This window comes from Nitrosomonas aestuarii, assembly GCF_003046585.1.
In the GTDB taxonomy this organism is placed as follows: Bacteria; Pseudomonadota; Gammaproteobacteria; order Burkholderiales; family Nitrosomonadaceae; genus Nitrosomonas; species Nitrosomonas aestuarii.
On record NZ_QAAE01000022.1, the window covers coordinates 11918 to 35369 of the forward strand.

Genomic DNA, 23452 nt, shown 5'->3' on the forward strand with positions numbered 1-23452 from the left:
GTACTGCTAGGTGTTACAGCTAGGGACTGCTAATTTATTTTCATAGACTGGTATCTATAATTAATGCATCGGCAGTCAAAAATGTTTCTTGAGCATTTTATTGCTTTAATCGCAGCAGCCTTGGCCAGCGGTCATGTATCCAGGCATATTCAGGTGGTGTATCGATGGTGACCACATAAACCCGCTGTTCTTTTTTTCGCTCGGCTAGTAATCCCTGAATCACCATCCTCTGATCCAGTGGTATCCAGTGCGATTGCGCGTCCTGGTCCTTTTCCATGAACTGGTCGGCGGCAATCAGTACCGGTCTTGGATGCCACGGCTTCCATTTGCCGGCATAGATGGAATTTAGTCGCGCCCAGCCGCCATTCGGGAAATTGCTGTTTGCTTCCTGCTTGCGGTTGCCCCAGGTCACATCGCCGCTGCGGTTACGCACCGGCAACCGCGCCTGTGGGTTCGGGAAGTAAATTTTCTCACCCTGGTATTCAATGCCGCCGCACATAATTTGCTTGCCTGCCGTGACTGTTCATTTATCGGGTTACCGCCCGTTGTTGTTGTCTGCCCGCCAAACCTGGCTGTTGACTATCCGCACGGGTCTGCAGCTTTTCAACTTTGGCCTGAACAATGGCCTTTTCAACGACCGAACCAACCTGGCGTTTGACCGCATCGATTCCCAATGTGCTTTTACTGGCCAGATCGTTAAAGTCGCTCAATTTCTGCGATACTTGTTCACCGGGTGCGAATACCGGAAACACCGCAACACCATCAACCAGTCCGGCCGCTTCAATCGCTTTGTCCTTGCCGGCATTGATTTCATTAATCGACTCCAGGTGCTGATCGTCATCACCGGCAATCACAATCGCCTTGTCTGTATAGCGCTCATGTAGAAGCTTTGCAACCGGCACAAGATTGCCTGAATCAAATGCCGCCACCACCGGGCAATTTAAGGCGCTTGATACCGTATCTGCTGTCGCATAACCTTCTGCAATAATAATGGCTTTTGCGTCATCCAGTGCAGCCAGGCCTTGATTATTGCTATCGATCACATGAAAGTGGCCTTCCTTCTGACTGCCTGCCGCAAACAACTTGGCGCCGTTCGGTTGTATGGTCTGCGCACTGCGGATATGGCCATCCACATCATAAATCGGCAACAACAGATCACCGACGACAAATACCAGGCTGTCAGGATGTTGTTCGCGTACTGTTTTGACTGCCTGCCAATCCTGTGCGATTTTAATGATCGAGTCTTTCGGTAAACCTGTCACACTTTCAGGCACGACCTTCAAACCACCCGGTCTGGCATTCTTGTCCTGCAGATAAGGATGATTAGCGTCAGCCTGTGGTGCGATGGTGAGCAGTTCCCCGATGGCATCAGCCACTTTGATCTGCTGCGCATGAAGCGCCGCTTGCCGTTCCTGTTGTTTGATCGCAACCTGCGCGGCAAACGCGGCCTTTTGTGCGTCAGTCAGGGTATATCCTTTCGCCTTCCAGCGTATCTCGGATTTGGTACGGTTATTGATAAAATAGCCGGCAGGGTGATTGTCCAGGTGCGCGACATAAAAACCGGACTTCTGCCCCCCCTTGTCGCCGGCCACCTTGATGCGGTGCTTGTGACCATCCATCAGCGGATGATTGCCGTCAACAACGCAACCGTTGGCGCGCAGCAGCTCGGCAAACTCCACTTGCGGCGATAGGGCGGGTTGCTGTTGCCGGGTGATATTTTCAGGAAACCAGCGCTGCAATGCCCGAATATCTGCGTTCTCGCCTACATACCATGCTTTGGCCACTTTATCCCAGCGTGCACCGGCTGCCTTGGCCTGGTCTTTCTCAGCGTAAGGGACAGCCAGGTATTGACGGGTATTGTCGGCCAGCGGGTCCTGTTTTTTGGGTGTGCGGATATTGGGTTGTGTGTTTTGCGGTTGCCTGTTTTCAGTGTTCGGATTGTGGCCGCTCCTCACTGCATCAATGCGTGCAAGTTTGGCCGCCTTTTCATGCTCATCGCGTTCTGCCACGGTATCAATCAAGGTAAGCTTTTCTGCAGCATCTTGCGCATGCAGTGCCACTTCAAAATCTTCCACCCAGGCCCAGGTACGATCTAGAAGCTGGACACTGATATTCCAGAACTCAGGCTCAACTCCCGGTTTTTCTGCCGCAACCACATGGCCGCTACCCTTATCATTCATTTCAACCGCACTGCCTTGTATCTCAATACGCCCGTTCCAGCCGGCAGGAATTGTAAATCCCAGCTTATCCGCTGCGATGTGTTCAAATTCGAAATTGCCGATACTGGCGTTTCTGTAGAATCTGAGTGCGTCGGCAACAAGGTAGATGGCGTCCTGGTCCTTTGCTGTGAGGCTTTCTGTCAGTTTTTGTAACTGCTGGATATTTTGCTGTGCCACGGTCGCCAGATCGGGCGCCAGGTTTGCTGTATAGCGTGCGATGTCCTGTTTGATTGCATCCATTCTGATGGCCTCCTGTTCTACGATATCCTGCTGCTGTACAAACCCTAGTACATATTCCTGAATCTTTTCTGCATCGGCTGCCGCACGGAATATCTCTAAAGGGTCTTCCTCCAATGCTTTGATCCACGCGCCGACATACGCCACATGCTGGCCGGGATCATGACCAATGCCAAGCTCCGCCCCAAGCAGCATGCTGGCAATCTCCGCACGTAATTCTTCCCTGGCATAGCCTTCACTGCCAAAGGGATGCACCAGATCGCGATTCAGGCGCGACGCATGGCCCGTCCAGTGTCCAAGTTCATGCAAGGCGGTGGCGTAATAGCGATCCGGCGTTTCAAACTGGTGCTGGTGTGGCAGGTGAATGCTGTCAGTCTTGGACCGGTAAAATGCCTGGTCATGTTCGCCATGTTGAATCACAGCACCGGATGCCTGCAGGATTGCTTCAGCACGCTCAATTGGATGCCAGTGCGGCGGATCGATAATCAGGTCCGGCAGGTTATCAATCTGGCCGGCATTAAAAACAGTGGCATAAAATACTCTGGGGCGCTCAAGCTTAAACTGCTCCTTGACCGGTTTGCCGTCATTGTTCAAAACGGGCTTGCCATGTTCATCCTTTTTGATGCGCTCATCAGTGAACTTCCAGTACTGAATCAGGGTGCTTTTTTCACCTTTACGTACCTGTGCGCCCATATTGGATGCCTGTTTATAGGTCAGCCAACGCGGGTCCTGATATCCCTGACTCATCAGATACAGCGCATTAATGCCCCGGTAACGTTTTTTTGTAGTCGGGTTGTTCGGAAACGACAATAAAGGATCGCCGGGCTGCCACGGCTTTTGCCAGGGGGCTGTGCCTTGCTTTAACTGTGCAATCAGGTTTTCGGCGACGGTTTGATGATAGGCCTTTCTGGATTTATCCATGTCAGTGCCCTCCAGCCGTTGATTGCGGTTGATCGATGCAGCTCTCCAGTGCATCGGTCTCAGTCAAGGCGTCTTCTGTGAATGCACCAAGCAGTTGCGCTTCATCGGGATCAAACTCAGCCTGGAATCCCGGTGTTTGCGCGTCAACTAACTTTTCAAGGACAACCGGGTCCTGAGTAGCCGAGTCATTCAGGTGATCGGGATTTGTTTCATCATTGACGGGTTTTTTCATGGTGATGACTCCTTGTTGTGGGAATGCCAGGTGAATTGCGCACGCACGACATGCAGAATCTGTGACTGATGCGATGGGCCGAAATAGCGTGCATCGAGTGAATGGGGATGCAGGTCTGCCAGCAGCAGGTATTCGAATGCATCGAGTACCGTATCCAGCGTGTATTGCGGTAACTGGATGACTGCCGGATTGGTTGTTACCTGCGCAGTGTTGGGCAGCAGTTCGCCATTGATACGAATGCCTTCTCGATCGATGCGAACATGATCATTTTCAACTGCATAAACCTGTTTGAGTAATTGGCCGTAACCACCCGGACAATCCCCTGAGAACAATACACCGCGGGCCACAGCCTTGCTAAAACCGTCCATCTGCGGTGGACAGAAGGCAACGTAAGCACCTTTTGTGATGGGTGCATCCACAATCTTGTAAAACCCCACCGGCAGACTTGCCGTGGTGTTGAGATAAATACCCGAAATACGCAAACCAATACTCAGTACAAACAAACCCGCGCTGATGGCGAGTACAGAAACAGCCAGCATTTTGAGCGGTTTTGTCATGACAGCAATCCGGCAGTATCGGCGTCTGTCAACTGGTCGCTAAAATTTGGTGGATTTACCTTTGCACGGGCTGCAAAGGTTTCATCCTGGAAATACAACGGTTGCACGCCGTAGATCGCCGGATAGCCTGCGGCATAAATGATCATGTCGCCAGGCTTTGTAATCCTGCCGCTGGCGTCTTTGGCGGCGCCGGGCAGGCGCATGCATTCATCGGGTGTCAGTAACGCGCGCTGCGTCTCCTGCAGCGTGCGTGTGACATGACCATGCATCATTGAGGCACGTTTGCCGCTGGTGGTAATCTGCTCCCTGATCACCGTGGTCTGTCCCGTGAGTTTGGATAAGTGTTCGGCCGTTTCAATACGGTTCGGGGCAAACGCTGACTGGATATGACAGTTCGATGTAATCGCTTCATCATGTCCGTAACCGGACTCGCGGCTTTTAAGCTGGTTGATGTCCTGGCAGATCAGATAGGCCTTGATACCGTAGCCGGCGATAAATGCCAGTGACTCCTGAAAGATCTCCAGTTTGCCAAGGCCTGGGAATTCATCAAGCATCAGCAGCAACCGGTGTCTGTAGTGTGCGACCGGCTCGCCATTCCTGAACGTCATCTGATCTGCGAGTTTACGCACGATCATATTAAGCAGGATCCGGATTAGCGGGCGCAGCCGTGATTTGTCATTCGGGTGTGACACAATGTACAGACTGACAGGGTTGTCATGGTGCATCAGATCGCGAATACAGAAATCCGAATCGCCGATATTGCCGGCCACGATGGGATCGCGGTACAAGGACAGATAGGACTTGGCGGTGGATAATACCGAACCTGCTTCTTCTTCGGGACGGTCAAGCATATCGCGGGCAGCGGCCGCGATTACCGGATGTGTCTGGCCATCCAGATAATCCTGCGTTACCATTTCCATCCACAGTTCCTGAATGTCGCGGTCAGGATCGGACAATAATGCATCGACAGCAGGCAATGTTGCCGGTATATCTTCGCGTACTGACTTGTACAGTACATGCAGGATCAGGCCGACCAGCAGCGCCTGCGCGGTCTTCTGCCAGTGTGTCTCCAACCCCTTGCCGTCCGGGTCAACAATCAGATTGGTCAGATTCTGTACATCGGCCACTTCAGTGCCGCTGCCGATGATGATTTCATCAAGCGGATTCCAGTGACAGCTTATTGTGGATGCCGGATCAAAGCGCAGTACCTTGTTGTTAGCATGCTGTTTGCGCCATCCGGCGGTCAATGCCCACAGTTCGCCTTTAAGATCGGTAATAACCGCGCTTTGCGTCCAGGATAACAAGGTAGGGATTACCAGGCTAACACCTTTACCCGAACGCGTCGGAGCAAAACACAATACATGTTCCGGCCCGCTGTGTTTGAGATAATGCGTTTTACCGGATTTGTCACGCCAGGCGCCGACATAGACAGCATCATGACGCGCATTCTGCCGGGTGGGCAATAATCCTGCCGCCTCAATGTCGTCTTTGATTGCCCATCGGGCTGAACCATACAGTTTTTGATTGGTTCTCGAAGAATTGGCCATCACCATCTTGATGACCAGCACCAGTATCAACCCGACACTGGAAAACAACACCCCGTAACCGGCCGCCAGATCAAAGATGTCTGAATGCCTGTCATACCATTGATTGCGCCACACCAGAATCGACCAGGGTGCATAGAGTTGATTGAACTGTGCACCCAGTTGCGCCTGATAATGAAACTGGTGTGCAAAATACTGGGTGGCAACCTGAAACCCGCCAATCAGAAAGACAGCGGCGAGCAGGCGAATCATCCAGCTATTGCTTGACGTATCCCTGTGCTGATCGAAATGGGGATTGTGCCTGTTGTCTGGACTCATAGCGATATTCCTCTGGAAGTACGGGTTTTAGTGAAGCGCTGCTGTTGCATGCACTGCTGGCGGTACTGCTCAAGCGCTGGATCATCAAATGTGACGTGAATGTTGTGCTGCACGGCAGCCTGCGCAATCGCTTTTTTAAAATCATCGTCACCGTTAATTGCCAACCGGTTGCCGTATCGTTTGACGGCTACTCGCAGAATGTCGGCAAAGGAGGCGTCTGCAGCATTGGATGGAATATGCAGTCGCCTGCCGTCATCGCGTACCGTTGTGCTACCCATTCGGTAAATCACGGTACCGCTTTTAGTGATCGATTCGATACGGCCCATGCTGGATGAATTGCCTCGTACTTGTTTGCCGCAAATAGAATTGCCGGTCACATCGCTGTTGGCCTTTCTGGCGCGCAGCACCGCAAGCGCTTCATCATTGCCGTTGTTCGCTTCAATAGCCAGCCAGTCAAGCCAGGCCATTTTGGGATAACGGGCTTTGGAGCTGGCATAATCGCGGCGGTAGTCGCGCTTGATGATGGCCAGAGATGTTTTGAACTGCAGGCTGACCGTTGCATACAGCGCTTTCTTGCCCAGTTTGCCGGCAGCAAGGTTTCTGATGATGCTGCGCTTGAGCCTGGCTTTTTGTGTGGCGCGGTCAATCAGCCGGTCACGTTGATTGCGCAGCATCACCCACGCAGTTTGGCGTACACCGGCTGCCTGGCTTTGTGCCTGCTGGTAGCGTGCATAAAGCTTTGACGTATCGATGCGGCCTTGCAGTGGTCTGGGTTGGTAGTGTTTGCGCTTCTGGGATGTTTTTGCGGTTTTTTGAGTATGCGCAGCCTGTTCAAATGTACCCAGCCGTTTCACAAGGCTGTTTTTGGACAATGACCGGTCAACGGAACTGGCTTTAACCGTGATACCGCTGCCGGAAACAAACACCAGGCCGTTGCCGCGTTCCCTGATTTCAAGGCCGTGGCTTTGAAGAACCGCATGCAAATCCTGCCAGCTGTCAGCGCTTTTGATGGTATCCAAACATTCGCGCCTGATCCAGCCGGGCAGGCTTTCGATACCTGTTCTGCTTTCAATGTCGCTGACTGTGCTATTGGTTGTGGTGTGGTTGTCGTGCGCTAAATTAAACTCAGCTTCCAGCTGCTCGCAAAGACCGGCAATCTTGATGTAATCATAATAAGGATTGTGGATGGTGAATCGCTGTGGATGAATCTTGTTGATCGCAACATGAATATGCATGTTGTCAGTATCATGGTGCACCACGCTGATGCGCTGATGACCTGCAAATCCGAGTCCTGTGCATATCCGTTCTTCGATCCCGGCCATGTCTTCATTGCGCACATGCTCGCCGGCACGAAAGCTGATAATCAGGTGGTATGTTTTATCGGATGTTGCGCGTGTATTCATGTATTGCGTCGCCAGTATTTCTATGGCCGCGCTTTCTATATCATCTGAATAACAGTTCGATATGCTTACTTCGCCAACACGCTCGGTTTTACGCTGTGTGTCGGTGAGATATTCAACCAGCCGGGAGAACCGGCTTTTGCTTTCCGTTCTGACCGCTACATGTTTGACTATCATAGTTTACCTGATAAACGTGACGAATCCATCAACCCCTCGCAACTACCCTTTTAAGAACCCGGCTCATTAACCCCTGCGTTTCCCTGATCTCCTGCAGCACGCCAAAGATCGCTTTTCTGTCCAGGCCTGCCGCACGCCTGTCGTCGCTTAGCCATAACTTAAGTAACCCCCCTGCCCTGCCAAGATCACCGTTGATCTTGAGCAGTTTCTCAACCTGGCAAAGATCAATGGTGCTTTGCACCATGTATCCCTGACTGACCAGGCGCATATACCTGGCAACCGGCAGGCCTGTGTCCTGCGCTTTTCTTTTAATGACCCGCTCTTCTTCGGCGCTGACAGGTACCCGAAGATGTTTGCTGCGTTTGCCGGTCATTTATTCTCCTTTGTTGGCGCTATGCCCTCGCAGAGCAGGATTCGTTGAGCACAGAACTGTGCGAATAAGATACATGTGAAATTTGATAACTTTTAAAAGTTAGCTAACTTCACATATCCTGCCCCAAGATTCGGGTTTATGAGTTGATAATAGCATTTAATATTTTTCTTGCAAACACTAAACGAATGGTTTACAGTCATTGAATATTGCATTAAAACATTGTTATAGTGTTCTTTAGTTAACAACTGCTTAACTGAAGAGTAACTGCTCCATCAGTAAAATCCACTGAAACCAAGGGAAAAAAATTTTTCACCAGAAAATAAACGGTATTTGCTATGAAACTAACTTTGTCAGAACGGCTTTCAATGAATCAGGCCCGGAATCCTTCTCGTTCCAACCTCCACTTACCCGCTTTCCTGGCCTTGAAAGAAGAAATCAGACAGGCCATTAATGATGGCTGGACCAAGCATCAGATATGGTCGACGCTGTATGAAGAAAACAAACTGGTTTGCTCCTATGTCTGGTTTCTTAATCTGTGCAGGCGATATGTTGCTGATGATCCGGTTGAAAGAAACAGAGCCGGCGCCATGCCGAACAGGCAGGGTGCGGATTCGAACAGTAACGGGTTTAACTACCATGCTTCATATAACAAAGAGGAGCTCATCTAATGGCAAAAATCCACATGGTTCTGCAAGGTAAAGGCGGCGTTGGTAAATCGTTTATTGCGTCAACGCTGGCACAACATCAATACGCCAAAGGTAAAAAACCGTTATGCATTGATACCGATCCGGTCAATGCGACGTTTAAAGGGTTCAAGAAACTGAATGTTCGGCAAATCAACGTCATGTCCGGTGATGAAATTGATCCCAGAAAGTTTGACGATCTCATCGAACTCATCGCCGGCACCCAAACCGATGTTGTGATTGACAATGGCGCCAGCACCTTTGTGCCGATGTCGCACTACCTGATCAGTAACCAGATTCCGGCGCTGCTTACCGACATGGGACATGAGCTGATCGTGCATACCGTTATTACCGGCAGCCAGGCGTTGATGGATACGTTGACTGGATTTAAGAACCTGGTCAGCCAGTTCCCCGATGAAACGCGGTTTGTTGTCTGGCTCAACCCCTATTGGGGCGCGATTACGATGGATGGCAAACGGTTTGAAGAAATGAAGATCTATCTGGACAACAAATCGCGCGTCTCGGCCATTATCAGAATACCCGAGTACAAAGCTGATACATTTGGCAAGGATTTGAGCGAAATCCTGCAGGCGAAACTGACTTTCAGTGAAGCGTTGGAGAGTAAAACACTGCCTATCATGGTCAGGCAGCGGCTCACTATCATCAAGAAACAGTTGTTCACCAGCATTGAAAGTGTGGCCGCAGTCCTTACATGACCGGCAACGATTCAGATCCGTTGCATAAAGTCATCGAGAGGGTTGCCGCGAAGCACGGTATTGCCCTGTCAGATGATGATCCTGTGCTCATGGTGCACACGCTCAATGAGATTCTGCTCGAAGAAAACGCCAGAGCGCATCAGCTGTTATTAAATGATTTCAGGTCTGTGCTGGAGGAGTCTATCGGTCGTCTGGAATCAGCGAATACAAAAACCTGCGCCCTGCCCTCTCCCGGCAACAAAAACATACTTGCAAACCGGCAATTCCTGCAGCGTTTTATTGAATCGGCTGATCAGGAAATTAATACGCGTCTTGCTGAAAAAATCAATGCTGTTTCTGTTGTGTGTAAATACGCCAGGCAAGCGGCCATTATCAATCTGCTGGCCGCAGTGGTTTGTATGATCGCTATTTTAGTTGCTTTAGTTGTTTTCTGATAAATCAACAATTTAATTCAAGGTTTTGATATGGACACTCCGTTAATTGATAGTACAATAACCCAGAATTCTGTTAAAAAACTAAATGTCCGTTGTCAAAGCCATAAGTACAAGCCTGTGAAAGAACCACCGGAAAAATATATCAAAAGTCTTCAGCTTGATTTGTTCTCCCAGTTTGTGACTAATAACAAAAAAGGGGTTTCAAATACTGTTGAAATTTGGGAAAGTATTCCAAAATACTTCCTCACACCAGCCCAAGTAACAAAATTAAGAACAAAAGCAGGTCATGCAGACCCCTATAAATTTGAATATATGTACGAAGGTGTTTCCTGCTTAGTAAAAATCCAGCCAGCTTTAATTGAACAATCTAATGGGACTTATAAAGCTTTTTTTCCGGGTGTAACCGAGGAACTTGTAGAAGAATCACTCAAGAAATTTCTAACCATTCAAAATCATGGCATCCATGATCCGGATAAAGCCGAAACATGGGTACGTTTTTCTCTCAGCATGTTACATCGTGAACTCAAATCCATTGGGCGGACCCGAAGTAGAGATGAAATCAAACACGCCATCCAAGTAATGAACAAATGCAATATTTCTTTATTCAGAAATAATAAAGAAATATGGAGTGGCTCTCTTTTACAAGACCTTGTTACAGTAGGTCGCGAAGAATATATTGAAAACACGGATTCACTCCATGTAAGCCGACTACCACTTTTTATAAGCCATGCAATCAATCAACTTGGGTACAGACAATTTAACTACAACCGATTAATGAGTTGTAATGAACAATTGACACGGTGGATATACAAAAAGCTTATCAATCGTTATCGTCAAGCCAACATTCTAAATAACTATCATTTTTTATATACTGATTTAAAAAGTAGTGGGTTATTACAAAGGGAAACAGAAAGAAAAAACAGACAAAAGGTACTTTCTGCACTTAATGAACTTGTAGAAAAAAATATAGTGGCCAAATATGAAACTGACCAACGAAAAACAGGCCGAACAATTACAAACGTCAAATACACAATATACCCATCTCAAGAATTTATTTCCGAGCAAAAAGCAGCAAACAAACGCTCATATCAATCAGAAAAAATAAGTGACAATTTGTTTGTTGATAAAACTCTCTAAAGTAGTAGGTATAGTGACCGGAAGGTAGTAGGTATAACGACCACATGTAGAAGGTATAACGACCGAAAAGTAGTAGGTATAACGACCACACTATATCTTAATAGTAAATATTGTAATTACCAAAACCAAAAAGTAATAGGTAAAGTGACCACATGTAGAAGGTATAGCGATCATATGTAGTAGGTACAACGACCACATAAGCAAATAAGTAGTAGGTATAGTGGCCATATGTAGAAGGTATACCGACCACTTTACTAAAAGTAGAAGGTATAACGATCACTTAAAATAGCATAATCACTCTAAATTAATGATTAATAAACATTAATCCTATGCCCAAAGTTACCTATTCTTTTCTTCTTTTAGTCTTTATATATTTAATCTTTGTTTAATCATGCCTGTGGATATGTGTATAACTCATCAAAAACAAAATTTAGGCGCTTACGCGCCAGAAAAAACAGAATAAAACCCATCGAGATCGCTACGCTCACAAAAATACGAACATACACTCCTCTCTATTCCATTGAAATAACATCGCAAGAAAACAGCTCATATACTTTTACGATCTCTTTTTGTCTTATAAAGGAGAAATTGATTGAAAGATATTCAAAATGAACGTCGCACACCATGAAAATACCCGTTTACGCCGACTTACCGCCCTCAAACCGTAAACTATTTCCCTACGGGAAATTTTGAGCCTCTGTAAGATCGGCTACTGGTCTGTCGTTGTATTCAATTGTTAAGCAACGAATGAATACCAGATTCCCCTCACACTTGTTAATACGGCTAAACCGATACTTTCCACACATCACTTTCTATAACCTGCATTTTTCCTTTTAACGTAGTATCAATTGACATTTGTACTATTTCTTTTTACATTTGCGTTAAATGGGAAAATGCACAGGAACTATTACACTCAAACACATCACGTCATTGATGGCCGGGCATCCTTTTCGCGGCAGTATCGAAAACACACCCGGCGGCGCAGTGGCTGTTGTGCAGATGCGGGATGTTGACCCGAAGAAAGGGATTGATCACTCCAATCTTATTCGAGTGAATGTGACGGGGCGCAAACAACCGGATTATCTGAAACGGGGCGATATTTTGTTTATGGGTCGCGGTTATCGGTTATTTGCAGTTCTGGTTGATCAGGACCTGGAACACACCGTTGCCGGATCACATTTCTTTATTCTCAGAATCAAACCAAATAAGCACGCTGTAAGCGCCGATTATTTAACCTGGTATATCAACCATAACCGCGCGCAGAAGTATTTTTCCAGGCATGTGGCGGGTACAGCATTGCCTCATGTCAATCGCCGTACGCTTGAGCATTTACCGGTTGTGTTACCGCCTCTAGCGGTGCAGGCACAGATAATGCAGGCATATCGTTGCAGCATGAAGGAAAAAGCGTTGTTAGCGGCATTAATCCAGAAAAAAACGCAGTTTTTAGATAAAGTACTGGACCAGACCCTGGCGCATTATATTGAAAAGGAAAATGCATGAGCACGAAGATCAATCAGGACGAAATTAACAGCATTCTTTGGAAGGCCTGCGATACGTTTCGCGGGGCTGTCGATGCGTCGGAATATAAGAATTATATTCTGGTGATGCTGTTTGTGAAATATATCTCTGATGTCTGGCAGGAACACTATCAGTCTTTAAGAGAAAAATACGGTGATGATGAGGCCATGATCCTGCGCCGCATGCAGCGTGAGCGTTTTGTGTTACCCAAAGGGTGCAGTTTTCAGAACCTTTATAACCAGCGCAATGAAGCCAATATCGGCGAGATCATCAATATCGCCCTGGAACATATCGAAGAAAGTAATAAACAAAAGCTCTCCGGGGTGTTCAGAAACATCGATTTTAACTCTGAGGCCAATCTCGGTCAGACCAAAGACCGTAATGCCCGCTTAAAGCACCTGTTGGAAGATTTTAACGATACCCGGCTGGATTTAAGTCCTTCCCGTGTCGGTAATCTGGATGTGATTGGTAATGCGTATGAATATCTGATTGCAAAGTTTGCAGCCGGTGCCGGTAAAAAAGCCGGGGAATTTTATACCCCTGCCGAAGTCTCCGAACTGATTGCTGAGCTGGTTAATCCGCAAGCCGGCGAGCGGATCAGTGATCCGGCCTGTGGTTCGGGTTCTTTGCTGATTAAATGCGGCAATCAGTTATTGAAGAACGGAACAAAAGACTTTGCATTGTACGGCCAGGAAATTACCGGTTCGACCTGGGCACTGGCAAAAATGAATATGTTTCTGCACGGCATGGATAATGCCCGCATTGAATGGGGCGACACTATTCGCAGTCCCAAGCTTATCGAGGATGACAGCACCATGAAGTTTGAAGTGGTGGTGGCCAATCCACCGTTTTCACTCGATAAATGGGGGTATGACGATGCGGGCAATGATCCTTATCAACGCTTTCATCGCGGCCTGCCGCCCAAATCCAAGGGCGATTACGCGTTTATTTCACACATGATCGAGACCACCACTCGGGACTCCGGTCGGGTTGGCGTGGTGGTGCCGCATGGCGTGTTATTCAGAGGTTCCAGTGAAGGCAAAATCCGCCAGCAATTGATCGAAGAAAACCTACTCGATGCCGTCATTGGCCTACCTTCTAACTTGTTCTATGGCACCGGTATACCGGCGGCGGTTCTGGTGTTTAAACGCAACAAAGCCGACACGAACGTGATGTTCATTGATGCCAGCCGGGAATACAAAGACGGCAAAAATCAAAACAAGCTGCGGCAATCGGACATTGATAAGATCGTGGCAACCTATCAGGCCAGAGAAAACGTCGATAAATACGCTTATCTGGCCAGTTTTGAGGAAATCAGGGAAAACGATTTTAATCTCAATATTCCGCGCTATGTCGATACCTTTGAAGAAGAGGAAGAGATTGATATTGATGGGGTGCAGGCGGAAATTAGTCGGCTTGAGAAGGAACTGATCGAAGTGAAGCAGGAAATGGCTGGGTATTTGGAGGAGCTGGGTTATGCACGTGCCTGAGGGGTGGAATATTTTCTCTTTAAGTGAAATTACAAAAGAGAAAATTTCATACGGGATTGTTCAAGCTGGACCGCATGTTGAAGATGGCATACCCTATATTAGAAGCTCTGATGTCGGAGGGAAAATTGACATAGACTCACTCCAAAAAACTAGTAAAGAGATTCATCATAAATACCGGCGTTCTTCCGTTCACCCAGGCGATATTATATTTTCACTAAGGGGAAATATTGGCGAAGTTAGCATTGTTCCAGACCATCTTTCTGATGCCAATCTAACTCAAGGTACTGCACGCATCTCTGTCGATCTAATCCATGATCGTTGGTTTGTTTTATATCAGCTTTCTAGCACCTTGATATTGAATCGAATTACTACCCTGAGTAAGGGGAGCACATTTAAAGAAATATCATTAGAAGAGCTGCGGAAAGTTCAAATACCAATTGCCCCCCTCCCCGAACAACAAAAAATTGCCCAAATCCTCTCCACCTGGGACAAAGCCATTGAAAAACTCCACACCCTAATCACCGCCAAACAAAAACGCAAAAAAGCCCTGATGCAGCAGCTGTTGACTGGGAAGAAGCGGTTTGCTGGATTTTTTGGGGAGTGGGCAGAAGTAGAACTTGGCAGTTTGTTTAAAGAAGTAAAAGAAAAGGTAGGAGAGAAAACCGCTATTCCTCACAGCATTACTGCTGGTGCCGGATTTGTTTCTCATGAAGAAAAATGGGGAAAGGATATTTCAGGTTCTCAATACGAAAATTATACGCTGCTTAAAAGAAATCAATTTTCTTACAACAAAGGTAATTCAAAAAAATATGCCTGCGGGTGTATGTATTTACTTAAACATGCAGACGAAATAGCCGTACCGAATGTATTTATTAGCTTTGAACGCCATAAAGATAATGTTTGCAATGAGTTTTATGAGCAATATTTTATTGCGGATTATTGCGCTAGGGAATTAAGAAAGCACATTACAAGCGGAGCACGATCAGATGGTCTTCTTAATCTTAGTAAGGTAAATTTTTTCTCAGTGAAATTGCCGTCACCACCTTATAAAGAACAACAAAAAATAGCCTCAGTCCTCTCCGCAGCCGACAAAGAAATCGAAACCCACCAAAAAGAACTTTCTGCGTTAAAGCAACAAAAGAAAGGCCTGATGCAACAGCTTCTGACCGGCAAGAAGCGCGTTAAAATTGATGAGCCGGTCCAAATGGCCGCAGCCGGGGCATAATGAATGCCTGCACATGATTATCTCGAAGACCTGTCCTCTTTACTGCCCGCTGTCAGCTTACTGAACACGCTTGGGTTTACCTACCTCACTCCTTCACAAAACCTGGCCCTGCGCGGTGGCAGAACCTCCAGACTGATCCTGGAAAGTGTTTTGAAAGAACAGCTGCAGAAATTCAACGCTATTACCTTCAAAGGCAAGCAATACGCCTTCAGTGACAGCAATATCCAAAAAGCGGTACAGGCCCTGGCCGATATTCCTTTTGACAGCCTGATGAATACCAGTGAGCAGGTGTACGACCTGCTGACCCTGGGCAAAAGCCTGGAACAGACCATTGATGGCTATACCAAGAGCTTTTCCCTGCACTACATCGACTGGAAACATCCGCAAAACAATGTCTATCACGTCTGCGATGAGTTTGTGCTGGAGCGCCGCAACAGTAAACTGACCCGCAGGCCGGACATTGTGCTGTTCGTCAATGGCATTCCCCTGGCAGTCATTGAATGCAAGCGGCCAGACCTGAAAGAGGCGGCCCTCGAAGGCATCAGCCAGCATTTGCGCAATCAGCGCAGCGATGAAATCCCGGAACTGTTTACCTATGCCCAGATTCTGTTGTCAGTCAGTCAGAACAAAGCGCAATACGGTACCACCGGCACACCGGCCAGGTTCTGGGCCATCTGGAAAGAAGAAAATACAGATACACAGGAACAGCAATTGCATGAACTGGTTAATCTGCCCGCTAATAACGATTTTAAAGCCCTTCTCTTTGCCGAACGCGATCCGCAGCAACACCGGTATATGGAAACAGTCTGGCAATCCGGTGAGCGCCTGCCTTCGCCGCAGGATAAAGCCATTCACAGCCTGTTGCGACCCGAGCGATTATTAGAGCTCGTTTATCAATACATCGTCTTTGATAACAAGGAAAAGAAGATCTGCCGGTACCAGCAGTATTTTGCCGTTGCCGCAACGTTTGCACGGATCGCACACAGAAAAGGCGATACACAACGCCCCGGCGGCGTGATCTGGCATACCACCGGTTCCGGAAAGTCTTTAACCATGGTCATGCTCGCCAAAGCACTTGCATTGGCACCCGATATTCCCAACCCCAGGATTGTGCTGGTGACCGACCGGGTGGACCTGGATGATCAGATTTATAAAACTTTCCATGCGTGCGGTAAGCCAGTGGTGCAGGCCAAAACCGGCGAACATCTGATTGAACTGATTGCGCATAACAAAGCGGGCATTATCACCACGATTATTGACAAATTTGAATCGGCCAGCCGCAAACGCAGAATCAGCGATGAAAGCAGTAACATCTTTGTCCTGGTCGATGAATCGCACCGCTCTCAATACGGTATCTCTCATGCCAAAATGCAGAATGTCTTTCCGAACGCCTGCTATATCGGCTTTACCGGCACACCCCTGCTTCGAAAAGAAAAAACCACCCTGATGAAATTCGGGGGCAGCTTCATTCACAAATACACCATGAACCAGGCGGTCGCCGATGGTGCCGTCACGCCCTTGCTCTACGAAGGCCGCATGAGCGAGCTGCATGGCGATAAAACACAGATTGATCGATGGTTTGAGCGCATTACCAAAGACCTGACGACAGAACAACAGGCGGACTTAAAGAACAAATTCCGTCGTGAAGAAGAGCTCAGCAAATCCGAACAGCGTTTGGCTGAGATTGCCTATGATATCGGCCAGCATTTCAAAACCAACTTCAGCGGCACCGGAAAAAAAGGCCAGTTCGCCGTTTCCAGCAAAGCGATGGCGCTGCGGTATAAACGCTATTTTGATGAATTTGGCGATGTGACCGCAGAAGTGGTGATTTCACCACCGGATACCCGCGAAGGCAATAAAACAGTCGATGAAGATACGCTCGAAGCAGTACAGGCCTTCTGGAAAGCAATGATGGCCAGATACGGCAGCGATGAGAAATACCAGAAAAGCATCATCCACGCTTTTAAACATTCTGAAGAACCGGAAATACTGATTGTAGTGGATAAGCTGCTCACCGGCTTTGATGCGCCCAGAAACAGCGTGCTGTATCTGGATAAACGGTTAAAAGAACATAACATCCTGCAAGCCATTGCCCGCGTGAACCGTTTGTTTGAAGGCAAGGATTATGGACTGATTCTCGATTACCGGGGAATCTTTGGTGAACTGAATGATGCCATTGATACCTACGCGGCACTGGAGAATGAAGGCTTTGATCCGGAAGATATCGAAGGCACACTGACCGATGTGACCGAAGAGATCAGGTTATTGCCGCAGCGGCATACCAACACCTGGGAAGTGTTCAAAGCAGTTGAGAACCGGCAGGACCTGGAAGCGATGCAGCGCCATCTGGAACCGGAAGACCGCCGGCAGCGCTTTTATGAAGCACTTGCCCGTTTTGCCAAAACGCTGCAGATCGCGTTGTCCAATGCCAGATTCCAGGATGAAACACCCGAGCACAGAATTGCCCGCTACAAGGATGACCTGAAATATTTCCTGAACCTGCGCCAGGCGGTCAAACAGCGCTATGGTGAGGCGGTTGATTATTCCGCCTATGAAAAGCAAATCCGCAACATGGTCAATAAATATATTGGTGCTGATGCAGTCAAACAGCTGATTGAACCTGTCAATGTGTTTGCCATTGACGAATTTGAGAAGGAGATAGAATCCATCGACGGTGATGCCGCAAAAGCGGATGCCATTGCGTCTCGAATGAAGAAGACCATCACCGAAAAGATGGAAGAAGATCCGGCCTTGTATAAACGCCTGTCTGAGCTGATTGACGAAGCCATAGCCGAGCATCGGGCCAAACGGCTCTCCGATGCTGAATTCCTGAGAAAGATACGCAAATCCCTGGATGAACTGCGTGGAAAAGCGCATTCGGATCTGCCGGATGTTTTAAACCATCGTGATGAAGCCAAAGCCTATTATGGTGTGATTCAAGCGCCGATGTCCGGCTTTAATGTACCTGGCTATTTACCGGATGATTTTGCTGCGGAAACTGCGGTGCGGTTAGAAGATATTATTCGCGATCATAAAATACGCGACTGGACCAAAAACCAGGATGTTAAAAACACCATGATGAATGAGATTGAAGACTATCTCTACAGTCTTAAAGGGCGTTATGAACTGGCACTGGGTATGGACATGATTGAACAGATCACCCAGCAGGTGCTGGCCATCGCAGAGCGCCGTGGCTAATGGGCATTGGCCCCATGATGATGAAAGCGCGTAACAATAAGGCCCGTCAGGGACAGCCGTCTTCTGTTTTCTTTGGCCAGACAGAAATTAATTACGCCATCCATTTCTGTGAACGCAAAACCCTGGCGATCCATGTTTATCCTGATGGCAATGTGATTGTTGATGCGCCCATTGCGGCCAGCAATCAAGCTATTGCGGACAAGGTAAAGAAAAAAGCCCGCTGGATATTTAAACAACAACTGAAGTTTGCGTCCTACCCCCCTGCCCTGTCGCAACGCCAATATGTCTCTGGAGAAACACACCGTTATTTAGGGCGGCAATACCGGCTCAAGGTGACAAAAGGAAACAATGAGTGTGTCAAGCTGTTGCATGGCCATCTACTGATAGAAACAACCGATCCGGAAAACCGGTTACAGGTGAAAGCACTTTTGCAGCACTGGATTCGCCTGCGAGCCAGGGTGGTATTTTGGGAGCGTTATGATGCCTGTGTTCAGCAGGTTGCAAAACTAGGCATAACCCATCATTTGGGCATCCAGCTTCGCTTTATGTCTAAGCGTTGGGGAAGCTGCACCGGACGAGGCAATATTATTCTGAATCCCGAACTGGTTGCGGCGCCAAAAGACTGCATTGATTATGTAATTACGCATGAGCTTTGTCATTTGAAAGAGCGTAATCACAGCCCGGCATTTTATAAATTACTGACGAGCGTGATGAAGGACTGGGAATTGAGGCGCAAGCGGCTTAATGAACTGGTTGCGGTCAGGTTTGTTTAAAGCAACTGGGCGGTACTGCGCTGAATTAATTCGATATGGCCTGACGGTTGGTTGTTGGTCAAAAGCGGCCCATTCCGGACATTCATCAGGTTTGCAGCATACTGTACTGCGGCCCTTCGAACTGGCAATTCAGCGCTTGTAGCAATAGTCGATGATTTCGTTGAACCCCACCTCTTCACGCGCCAGTCTCACTTCCAATTCGTTCAGGTGTGCGATGCTGGGCAATTCATTAGTTCCCAATATTTCAACCGAGAATTCGGTTTTGTAACCTTTTCCAACTCTCGAGAACTCACCGCTGAGCTGGCTCAAGATGTTGTCTCTTAGCAAGAGTTGGTTTCGTCGGAAGCGGATCAGTCTGTGACAAAAGAAGAAGTCTGAGCGCTTTGACGAGTCATATTTTCTACCGTTCCAGCCGGTACTTCGCGTGGCACGATACAAAGCGCGATCTTGCGTATCTCTCCACACACTGAAATCGAAATAGTTGGTCGGATTCGGGTTCTCGTATGTGGCCTGTGGATGGAAATTGGTTTCCCCAAATTGGTGTTTGTCAAGGACAGCCAAAGTTCTGTTCTGTGCGGATAGCATGCGTTTGATTGATGTTGGCATGTTGAAGCGCATTACTTTGGCTGCATCCAAGATACGTATTTCTCTCGGAAGTTCCTCGTCATCTCGATTCCAGTGTCTTTCCCTGCGATTGGGCACCCACTGAATATGCGCACCAAAGAGGCGTACAACGCCGACTGAACTGAACGAAGTTACGTGGATTACTTCCTGTTCTGTATCGTCGTGAAGGAAATAGTACGCTCTTCCGAAGCAAATTAGCGAATGAGCTATTTCCTCCACCAACTCACGTATCGTGTCGTCAACCTGATGTGGTGCGCATCTCGTCTTAACGTTACCAAGTAGCTTTTGCATGAGTTCGCCGTCATTCGACACGATCTCGAATAGATTACTGCTTCGACTATTCATCAAGTGGAACAATCTCGCAAAATCCTCATCAAACATCCGGCGATTGAAGTCTTGTTCCTGCCGTTCGCGCTTGACGAAAAGGCTATCAACTAACCCAATCTGCTCATCGCAAAAGCGATACCAGAGTGAAGGCTCAGCCCTGAAAATCTTCATGTTGCAACTCTTCGTCGTCTTCACGTATCCGGCGAGCAAGGGCGGTGATGTGTTGGTCGATATTGAAGTTAATTGGCTCGAGTTGCGGCACAACTTGTTTTGCAAAAAACAGATGAGATGCTTCAGAAAGTGATCTTAAAAACTCCCTCACGATTTTATTTGGGTGCTGTTTCCCTTGCCCCATACTGATTTGGCCTTTAAATCCATCGCTTCTCATTCGATGTTCGAATGAGATTTTCCATTTTGTCCGGATTAGACCACGCGGTGACAAATGTATACTGAAGCTGTACGGGTTTGAAAGGAGCACCATTCGTTTTAAGTATTGTTGCTTGTCGGTAGCATGCTCAATCCAAGTATCGAATTTGGCAAGGGCACTCTCCGACAACTTCTCATTGTCGAAGTATGCCCCGTAGAGGATGGCAAAGCCTAAGACTGACGCCAAGTCATTGATAACCGTTGAAATAAGATGAAGTCGGAACTCATCGTTTACGTCGAGTGAAGGATCCGTGAACTTCGAATCTGCCGCCAGAAACGCTAGGGACAAGAACATCGGGAGAACCTTGTCCAACCTACTTTCATCGTTTTGTTCGAGCGCGCTTATGCATGCTTCTGCCAGTTCGAAGTAGATCTGCCCAAAATGATCCGGCAGTTCATCGTTGTGTTTTGATTCAAATATATGTCCGACCATAGCTTTGCTACCGAGCCTGCTAATTGCATCATCTCGCGCAGAAGCGAGCTGCTGGGTCATCTCAACAATGTTTATCTCAGGCAGTTTGTACGGCTCTTCGGTGTAGTGCCCATACCCCTGATACCGATCTAGGAGCTGGGCGAGTTCATCGAACCAGCGTGGTAGTTTCCAATGGCTATGTAAGCTTGCTAGGACGACCTGCGTTGCGGCCTTTGACATTTTCAACTTTGTCAGTGACTCCACAAAATCTGGAACCATATTTTGGTAAAAGTCGCATACCGCAGGAAGGACTTCTGCGTAGTGCTGCAACAGCTTTTGGACTGCCAACTGTTGAACGTATTTTGGCTTGGATAGGCGTCGCCCCTCAATCTCTTGCTCAAACTCAATGCGTTCGACGATGAAGGCGAGCTCCACTTGCAGAAAAGCGGGTAGACAGCGCAAGGACTTTTCGCTCCACTCGTCCGTCTCAAAGAATTGTTTCAGCACTTTTTCAAAGGTCATCATTCGACGCAGAGTTTCTATGCAGAGATTGCTCCCCAGCGCAGCCCATGTGTCTGCTATGCTAATCTTTATATTCGCTGTTTCATCATCCACTACAGCGTCCGATAAGCCGAAAGCCTGTTCAATGATTTCCTTGAATCTTTTGAGTTCTTGTATGCCGACGTCGAACTGAAACCTTTCCGCATACGCTAAAACTCGGCTTGAAAAGCGGCCGATGAGTTTCAACGTAAGATCGAAGTCACCGACTTGAAATGCGAGCTCAATGTGGCCTGCCAATCTGTCCACGATCTTGTTTTCAAGCCATTGGTGATCTGGGTTTTCCTCAACCAGCATTTGCTGGCTGCTCTGTTGCAGCGCCATAGACGTCGCACTGTCACCAGCTAAAAACCATTGCTTGTGCTTTCTTCGCCTTGGAAACCAATAGCTATTTTGGTCGATTGTATGTTTCCGTTGGAGGTAGTGCAGCAGCAAGGCCGTATAGTCATGGGACAGCGTAGGCAGCTTGTCTTCCAGTCCCTCCTTGTCCGCTTTGACACGATCATCAATATAGGCGAGTTGCTCAAGGGCCTGTCGTGCCGCCCTCGAGTGATAGTTGGATAAAGCAATTGAATTCCGAGGGTTTGCTGCACCTTCGATGTGATGAGCGATGCTGGGGAGTATCTCGCTGTGAACCAGCGGAAGGAGGTCAAAGAAATTGAACAGCCTCTGGCCCAAAGGAAACAAGGCCAAAGCACTCAACAAAGTCAAAGTCGTACCGACAACATAAACGAACAGGCCGGGTTCGAATCCAAACAGAGGCGAGGCGGTTGCTACTAAACAGAAAATAGCTGCAAGCACCAAAACCCGAGAATACACGCTGCCCACCTGCTCATTGGTGAGCATTTGGATAATATCCTGGCGAAGCCTAGTGTAACCAGCGCTCAGTATGATGCCAATTGTAGCGAAGTAGATCGAGAATATCGCAGTGAGCAGTTGGGCGTACAGCCTGAGCTGCTCGATGTTAAAATCTTTGTCTTCTACACTGAGTGGCAGGGGCCAAGACAGGTTACTTCTGATATTACCCTCAACGAAATTCAGTGCTGCCAAAGCCAAAACAACCAAAAAAAGGCTTTTCATCCCGATCCATGCGAAAGAGCCTAAAATACGGGCGTTTGCCTTTGCTTTGGTGACTGAGGCGCTCCTCTTGTACGCGTTGCGCTCGAAGACAAAGCCAATCTTTCCTAGCCATGTTCGAAACTTCCAAAACCAAGACCTGGAACTTATCCAGATTTTCAGCCGATCAATCAAAAAGTGCTCACTCTCAATGCTTACTACTCACATATAGTTGGGTCCGTTTCCAATTGCGAGAATGTGGAGCCACGATCGTGCTGTGAGTGTTATAGAATCTTCAATTATTCGGAAGCCATTTTGCTTCAAACTTTCAAGCGACGGCACGACTTCTAAATGACCGCTTAAAGCTTGCTCGGCTGCTACATTGCACCCGCAGAGAACGTCCGCCATTGGTCGAAAGCGACTCAAAGCGGGCGGCGAGATAGAACGAAATTTCATATTTACAGTGGTAACGCCACCAGCAGCGGCACGCAAACTAGAACGAAGCGGTGGCTCTTTTGTGTGTCTCTGGATTGCCCTGTTAGCTTTGACTGTAATCGACATTGCGATCTATATTATCAAGCCACTTTTCGTGGCGATCCGAATAAATTCGGAGGTCTTTTGTCTCACTCTCCACGCTATTTAATTGTTGCTCTAGCTTTGATATTATTTCTAGCTGTGACTCAATCTCTTTGGCGAGAAATTTAATTTGCGACTCATTTCTTTGGCGAAGTATATCTTGGGCTAATACAGAAAATACAATCATAGATAGAATTATAGAAATTGTCGTTCCTGCTTCATGATACGTGAAATATCCAGCTACAGCGGTAAAGATAATACTGAATATAAGTTTCCCCATTACTTGAATCTCCATGTAAAGCTAACACCTAGTTAAACGAC

At 47.7% G+C, this 23452-nt stretch carries 19 protein-coding genes; 9 read left to right on the plus strand and 10 right to left on the minus strand.

Features of this window, described 5'->3' with window-relative positions; all coding sequences use genetic code 11:
* Window positions 1–97 precede the first annotated feature (97 nt).
* The 7 genes from C8R11_RS16275 to C8R11_RS13915 are packed head-to-tail and all read right to left on the minus strand — an operon-like array spanning window position 98 to window position 7978.
* On the minus strand, window positions 98–499 hold the full coding sequence (locus tag C8R11_RS16275) for a hypothetical protein (protein WP_181258267.1): 402 nt from the start codon (window positions 497–499) through the stop codon (window positions 98–100).
* A gap of 28 nt (window positions 500–527) precedes the next feature.
* Complete coding sequence (locus C8R11_RS13890) at window positions 528–3377, minus strand: zincin-like metallopeptidase domain-containing protein (RefSeq protein ID WP_107796221.1); 2850 nt, start codon at window positions 3375–3377, stop codon at window positions 528–530.
* A gap of 1 nt (window position 3378) precedes the next feature.
* Window positions 3379–3609: a conjugal transfer protein TraD gene (locus tag C8R11_RS13895; RefSeq protein WP_244907701.1), complete on the minus strand. Its 231-nt coding sequence runs from the start codon at window positions 3607–3609 to the stop codon at window positions 3379–3381.
* A complete protein-coding gene (gene traF / locus C8R11_RS13900; protein ID WP_107796222.1) occupies window positions 3606–4166 on the minus strand; it encodes a conjugative transfer signal peptidase TraF in 561 nt (186 codons plus the stop codon). Before traF ends, C8R11_RS13895 begins: the two co-directional genes overlap by 4 nt.
* Window positions 4163–6028: a type IV secretory system conjugative DNA transfer family protein gene (locus C8R11_RS13905; RefSeq protein WP_107796223.1), complete on the minus strand. Its 1866-nt coding sequence runs from the start codon at window positions 6026–6028 to the stop codon at window positions 4163–4165. The genes traF and C8R11_RS13905 overlap by 4 nt, the downstream gene beginning before the upstream one ends.
* Window positions 6025–7605 (minus strand): TraI/MobA(P) family conjugative relaxase, encoded by a 1581-nt coding sequence (gene traI / locus C8R11_RS13910; RefSeq protein ID WP_107796224.1) that lies wholly within the window; start codon window positions 7603–7605, stop codon window positions 6025–6027. Before traI ends, C8R11_RS13905 begins: the two co-directional genes overlap by 4 nt.
* Window positions 7606–7633: 28 nt before the next feature.
* The gene (locus tag C8R11_RS13915; RefSeq protein ID WP_107796225.1) at window positions 7634–7978 is read right to left on the minus strand and encodes a plasmid mobilization protein; all 345 of its coding nucleotides are present in this window, start codon (window positions 7976–7978) and stop codon (window positions 7634–7636) included.
* A gap of 335 nt (window positions 7979–8313) precedes the next feature.
* On the opposite strand from C8R11_RS13915, the gene C8R11_RS13920 reads away from it, so the two are divergent.
* From C8R11_RS13920 to C8R11_RS13960, 9 genes are all read left to right on the plus strand, one after another.
* On the plus strand, window positions 8314–8646 hold the full coding sequence (locus tag C8R11_RS13920; protein ID WP_107796226.1) for a TraK family protein: 333 nt from the start codon (window positions 8314–8316) through the stop codon (window positions 8644–8646).
* Window positions 8646–9377 carry a nucleotide-binding protein gene (locus tag C8R11_RS13925; protein WP_107796227.1) on the plus strand — a complete coding sequence of 244 codons (732 nt, stop codon included), beginning with the start codon at window positions 8646–8648 and terminating at the stop codon, window positions 9375–9377. The genes C8R11_RS13920 and C8R11_RS13925 overlap by 1 nt, the downstream gene beginning before the upstream one ends.
* Entirely contained in the window at window positions 9374–9811 is a 438-nt protein-coding gene (locus C8R11_RS13930) for a conjugal transfer protein TraM (protein ID WP_107796228.1), read from the plus strand. Before C8R11_RS13925 ends, C8R11_RS13930 begins: the two co-directional genes overlap by 4 nt.
* Before the next feature lie 117 nt (window positions 9812–9928).
* A complete protein-coding gene (locus tag C8R11_RS13935; RefSeq protein ID WP_244907702.1) occupies window positions 9929–10948 on the plus strand; it encodes a hypothetical protein in 1020 nt (339 codons plus the stop codon).
* Window positions 10949–11833: 885 nt separating this feature from the next.
* Window positions 11834–12448, plus strand: coding sequence for a restriction endonuclease subunit S (locus C8R11_RS13940; RefSeq protein WP_107796230.1), 615 nt, complete (start codon window positions 11834–11836; stop codon window positions 12446–12448).
* Window positions 12445–13956 carry a type I restriction-modification system subunit M gene (locus C8R11_RS13945; RefSeq protein ID WP_107796231.1) on the plus strand — a complete coding sequence of 504 codons (1512 nt, stop codon included), beginning with the start codon at window positions 12445–12447 and terminating at the stop codon, window positions 13954–13956. Before C8R11_RS13940 ends, C8R11_RS13945 begins: the two co-directional genes overlap by 4 nt.
* The gene (locus C8R11_RS13950) at window positions 13943–15181 is read left to right on the plus strand and encodes a restriction endonuclease subunit S (protein WP_219908614.1); all 1239 of its coding nucleotides are present in this window, start codon (window positions 13943–13945) and stop codon (window positions 15179–15181) included. Before C8R11_RS13945 ends, C8R11_RS13950 begins: the two co-directional genes overlap by 14 nt.
* Window positions 15182–15184: 3 nt before the next feature.
* Complete coding sequence (locus C8R11_RS13955) at window positions 15185–18379, plus strand: type I restriction endonuclease subunit R (protein ID WP_107796232.1); 3195 nt, start codon at window positions 15185–15187, stop codon at window positions 18377–18379.
* Complete coding sequence (locus tag C8R11_RS13960; RefSeq protein ID WP_107796233.1) at window positions 18379–19152, plus strand: M48 family metallopeptidase; 774 nt, start codon at window positions 18379–18381, stop codon at window positions 19150–19152. The genes C8R11_RS13955 and C8R11_RS13960 overlap by 1 nt, the downstream gene beginning before the upstream one ends.
* Window positions 19153–19281: 129 nt before the next feature.
* Here C8R11_RS13960 and C8R11_RS13965 read toward each other — a convergent pair whose 3' ends face one another.
* From C8R11_RS13965 to C8R11_RS13980, 3 genes are all read right to left on the minus strand, one after another.
* Complete coding sequence (locus C8R11_RS13965; protein ID WP_107796234.1) at window positions 19282–20274, minus strand: hypothetical protein; 993 nt, start codon at window positions 20272–20274, stop codon at window positions 19282–19284.
* A complete protein-coding gene (locus C8R11_RS13970; protein ID WP_107796235.1) occupies window positions 20255–22750 on the minus strand; it encodes a hypothetical protein in 2496 nt (831 codons plus the stop codon). Before C8R11_RS13970 ends, C8R11_RS13965 begins: the two co-directional genes overlap by 20 nt.
* Window positions 22751–23093: 343 nt before the next feature.
* Window positions 23094–23411: a hypothetical protein gene (locus C8R11_RS13980; protein WP_107796237.1), complete on the minus strand. Its 318-nt coding sequence runs from the start codon at window positions 23409–23411 to the stop codon at window positions 23094–23096.
* Window positions 23412–23452 lie beyond the last annotated feature (41 nt).

Coding starts and splice junctions, on each gene's coding strand:
- traF (WP_107796222.1), bottom strand. CDS start 4,166: ATGACAAAACCGCTCAAAATGCTGGCTGTTTCTGTACTCGCCATCAGC.
- C8R11_RS13965 (WP_107796234.1), bottom strand. CDS start 20,274: ATGAAGATTTTCAGGGCTGAGCCTTCACTCTGGTATCGCTTTTGCGAT.
- C8R11_RS13980 (WP_107796237.1), bottom strand. CDS start 23,411: ATGGGGAAACTTATATTCAGTATTATCTTTACCGCTGTAGCTGGATAT.
- C8R11_RS13940 (WP_107796230.1), top strand. CDS start 11,834: ATGGGAAAATGCACAGGAACTATTACACTCAAACACATCACGTCATTG.
- C8R11_RS13915 (WP_107796225.1), bottom strand. CDS start 7,978: ATGACCGGCAAACGCAGCAAACATCTTCGGGTACCTGTCAGCGCCGAA.
- C8R11_RS13895 (WP_244907701.1), bottom strand. CDS start 3,609: ATGAAAAAACCCGTCAATGATGAAACAAATCCCGATCACCTGAATGAC.
- C8R11_RS13945 (WP_107796231.1), top strand. CDS start 12,445: ATGAGCACGAAGATCAATCAGGACGAAATTAACAGCATTCTTTGGAAG.
- C8R11_RS13930 (WP_107796228.1), top strand. CDS start 9,374: ATGACCGGCAACGATTCAGATCCGTTGCATAAAGTCATCGAGAGGGTT.
- C8R11_RS13955 (WP_107796232.1), top strand. CDS start 15,185: ATGCCTGCACATGATTATCTCGAAGACCTGTCCTCTTTACTGCCCGCT.
- C8R11_RS13920 (WP_107796226.1), top strand. CDS start 8,314: ATGAAACTAACTTTGTCAGAACGGCTTTCAATGAATCAGGCCCGGAAT.
- C8R11_RS13890 (WP_107796221.1), bottom strand. CDS start 3,377: ATGGATAAATCCAGAAAGGCCTATCATCAAACCGTCGCCGAAAACCTG.
- C8R11_RS13925 (WP_107796227.1), top strand. CDS start 8,646: ATGGCAAAAATCCACATGGTTCTGCAAGGTAAAGGCGGCGTTGGTAAA.
- C8R11_RS13905 (WP_107796223.1), bottom strand. CDS start 6,028: ATGAGTCCAGACAACAGGCACAATCCCCATTTCGATCAGCACAGGGAT.
- traI (WP_107796224.1), bottom strand. CDS start 7,605: ATGATAGTCAAACATGTAGCGGTCAGAACGGAAAGCAAAAGCCGGTTC.
- C8R11_RS13950 (WP_219908614.1), top strand. CDS start 13,943: ATGCACGTGCCTGAGGGGTGGAATATTTTCTCTTTAAGTGAAATTACA.
- C8R11_RS16275 (WP_181258267.1), bottom strand. CDS start 499: ATGTGCGGCGGCATTGAATACCAGGGTGAGAAAATTTACTTCCCGAAC.
- C8R11_RS13960 (WP_107796233.1), top strand. CDS start 18,379: ATGGGCATTGGCCCCATGATGATGAAAGCGCGTAACAATAAGGCCCGT.